The sequence below is a fragment of the Robiginitalea sp. genome, from assembly GCF_049588695.1.
Classification (GTDB): Bacteria; Bacteroidota; Bacteroidia; order Flavobacteriales; family Flavobacteriaceae; genus Robiginitalea.
In genome coordinates this window covers 1-2670 of the sequence record NZ_JBAVZJ010000367.1, presented here as the reverse complement: position 1 = coordinate 2670, position 2670 = coordinate 1, and the positions used below count along the sequence as shown (strand labels likewise).

3 protein-coding genes are annotated in these 2670 nt (G+C 48.7%); all 3 read right to left on the bottom strand.

What is annotated here, in order from left to right:
* Positions 1–131: 131 nt before the first annotated feature.
* Positions 132–1250 (bottom strand): molecular chaperone DnaJ, encoded by a 1119-nt coding sequence (dnaJ, locus tag WBV75_RS08820; RefSeq protein ID WP_424120259.1) that lies wholly within the window; start codon positions 1248–1250, stop codon positions 132–134.
* 4 nt (positions 1251–1254) lie between these two features.
* Positions 1255–1830 (bottom strand): nucleotide exchange factor GrpE, encoded by a 576-nt coding sequence (locus tag WBV75_RS08815; protein ID WP_424120258.1) that lies wholly within the window; start codon positions 1828–1830, stop codon positions 1255–1257.
* Between the two features lie 123 nt (positions 1831–1953).
* The coding region (locus WBV75_RS08810; RefSeq protein ID WP_424120257.1) for a TIGR01777 family oxidoreductase at positions 1954–2670 on the bottom strand (717 nt) is incomplete at its 5' end.

The window sequence follows — 2670 nt, the reverse complement described above, 5'->3', positions numbered from 1 at the left end:
CTGAAAAGAAAAACCCACCCTCAAACGAATTCAAGGATGGGAAAAAAATTGCTATGAAAAAGAAAATTAATATTGGAGTCCCAATATCAAGTCAAATATACATTTTTTATTTTAATGGGACGCAATTATCCTCAGGAGAACATATCCTTAACTTTTTCAAAAAAGGATTTGTCCGATTTCTCGGGCTTCGGATCAAATTTTTCATCGGTTTGCATACGTTCAAAAAACTCCCGTTGCTCTTTATTGAGTTCTTTAGGGGTCCACACATTGACGTGAACCAGCAAGTCTCCGGTTCCATAGCCGTTAATGCTCTGTATTCCCTTGTTCCTCAATCGGAGAATTTTACCGGATTGCAACCCGGGCTCCAGCTTAATGCGGACTTTCCCGCTTACGGTATCGATTTCTTTGGAAGTACCCAAAACCGCATCTGGAATACTGATATATAAATCGTAATGCAGGTTATCCCCTTCCCGTTTTAAGGTGGGGTGCTCCTTCGTTTCAATGGCTACGAGAAGGTCCCCGGCTATTCCATTCCCGGGTGCATCATTCCCCTTACCCGAAACCTTGAGCTGCATTCCCGATTCAACCCCTGCAGGAATTTTGATGGATACGGTCTCTTCCTGTACCTTCAGGCCATTCGCATCTGCATCGGCCGGCTTCTTATCGAGAACCTGGCCAGCCCCTCCACAGGTGGAACAGGCCGTGGCCGTCTGCATACGTCCCAATATGGTATTCGTCACCCGGGTGACCTGGCCGCTTCCGCCACAAGCCGTACATGTTTTATAGGTCACTCCGGGCGCCTGTACCTTTCGTTTGACCTTTACCTTTTTTTCCACCCCATGGGCAACTTCCTCCAGAGTCAAATTCACACGGATCCTGAGATTGCTGCCCTTAACACGGGCCTGTCCCCCTCCGAATCCGCTGAAACCACCTCCAAAAGCACCTCCAAAGGCACCTCCGAAGATATCCCCGAACTGGCTGAAGATATCCTCCATGTTCATGCTTCCGGAACCAAAGCCTCCATTGCCGTCAAAAGCTGAGTGGCCAAAACGGTCATATCTCTCCCGCTTCTGCGGGTCGCTCAACACTTCATAGGCCTCTGCCGCAATTTTGAATTTCTCCTCTGCAGCGGAATCACCAGGATTTCGATCCGGGTGGAACTCTATGGCCTTTTTCCGGTACGCTTTCTTGATTTCACTTGCCGATGCGCCTTTGGCAACACCCAGTACTTCGTAAAAATCCTGTTTCATAAACCTATTTTCCTACTACAACCTTAGGATGCCGGATGATCCGATCCCCGAGTTTGTATCCTTTTTCGATTACATCTACGACCTTGCCCTTTAATTTCTTATCCGGTGCAGGGATCTGCGTGACGGCTTCGTGAATCTCTGCATCGAAGGTGTCTCCAGCTTCTACTTCGATCACCTCGAGGCCCTTGCCCATAAGGGTATCCCTAAACTTATTCTGTATAAGGGTTACACCCTTAAAAAGTTCTGAATCCTCTGACCTGTCAATTTCCCGAACCGCCCTGTCAAAATCGTCCATCACAGGTAACAAAGCGGAGATCACTTCCTGCCCTGCCGTCTTATAGAGTTCCATCCGCTCACGGGTGGTGCGCTTCTTATAGTTCTCAAATTCAGCAAAGAGCCTCAGAAACTTATCTTTCTCCTTTCCGAGTTCCTCTTTCAGTACTTCTTCCTCACTGCGCTCTTCGGTCATTTCTTCCTGGGTTGAATCCCCTTCTCCCCCACCGGATCCTTCATCTTCCTGAAGCAGTTCTTCGTCATGAAACACTTCCTCCTGATGTTTCTGTTCTTTATTGTTACTCATACGAGATTGATTTAAATACTTGTGATAAATGAAGGCAAAAGTACTGCCATTTCTAAAAAAATGTCAAAATGTCACAAAAAAACAAGAACGGGAAGGGGGCTCTCATCCAACCTCCATGCCTTTTCAGGCAGCAAGAATTTCCTCAAGTGCCTGGTGGACGTTGATGTAGTTAAATGCAAATCCTTCCATGGCCATTTTTTCCGAACTGACGCGCTGTCCTTCGGTAAGGAGTTGGGACATTTCCCCCAAAACAGTGGAGAGTACCCAGGAAGGGACTTTCGGCAGCCATAAAGGCTTGTGCAGTATGCGTGCGATTTCCTGGGTAAGTTTCTTGTTGGTCACCGGGTTGGGGCCCACGGCATTATAAATCCCTTCAAGGCGCTCTTCCAGCGAAAAGACCATCATTCGGGCCAGATCCTCTATGTGAATCCAGGACTGCCATTGCTGGCCGCTGCCCAGGGGAGCCCCAACCCCCAGCCGAACTGGCTTTGCGATTTCCGGCAGGGCTCCCCCATATTTGGCCAGTACCAGGCCGATCCGCAATATACCCGTAGGAATGCCCATCGAAATAAACTCCCGGGTGGCAGCTTCCCATAATTCGACCGTTTCTGCCAGAAAACCCTCAGGCGAAGTCTCTGTTTGCTCTGTGTACAATTCTGTCAGGGAGTCCGGGTAAATCCCAGTGGCCGAAGCCGAAAGCAGGTACTCCACCTGATGGTCATCTAAAGACGCCAAACCCGTCTTTAGCACAGCCAGGCTGTCCGTACGGCTCTGCTGAATTTCTTTCTTATAGGATGGTATCCATCGTTTTGCAATCGTGGCACCCGCGAGGTTTACAAT

What these genes read in the sequence shown, in the direction of transcription:
- WBV75_RS08815 (WP_424120258.1), bottom strand. Translation starts at nt 1,830, where the DNA reads ATGAGTAACAATAAAGAACAGAAACATCAGGAGGAAGTGTTTCATGAC.
- dnaJ (WP_424120259.1), bottom strand. Translation starts at nt 1,250, where the DNA reads ATGAAACAGGATTTTTACGAAGTACTGGGTGTTGCCAAAGGCGCATCG.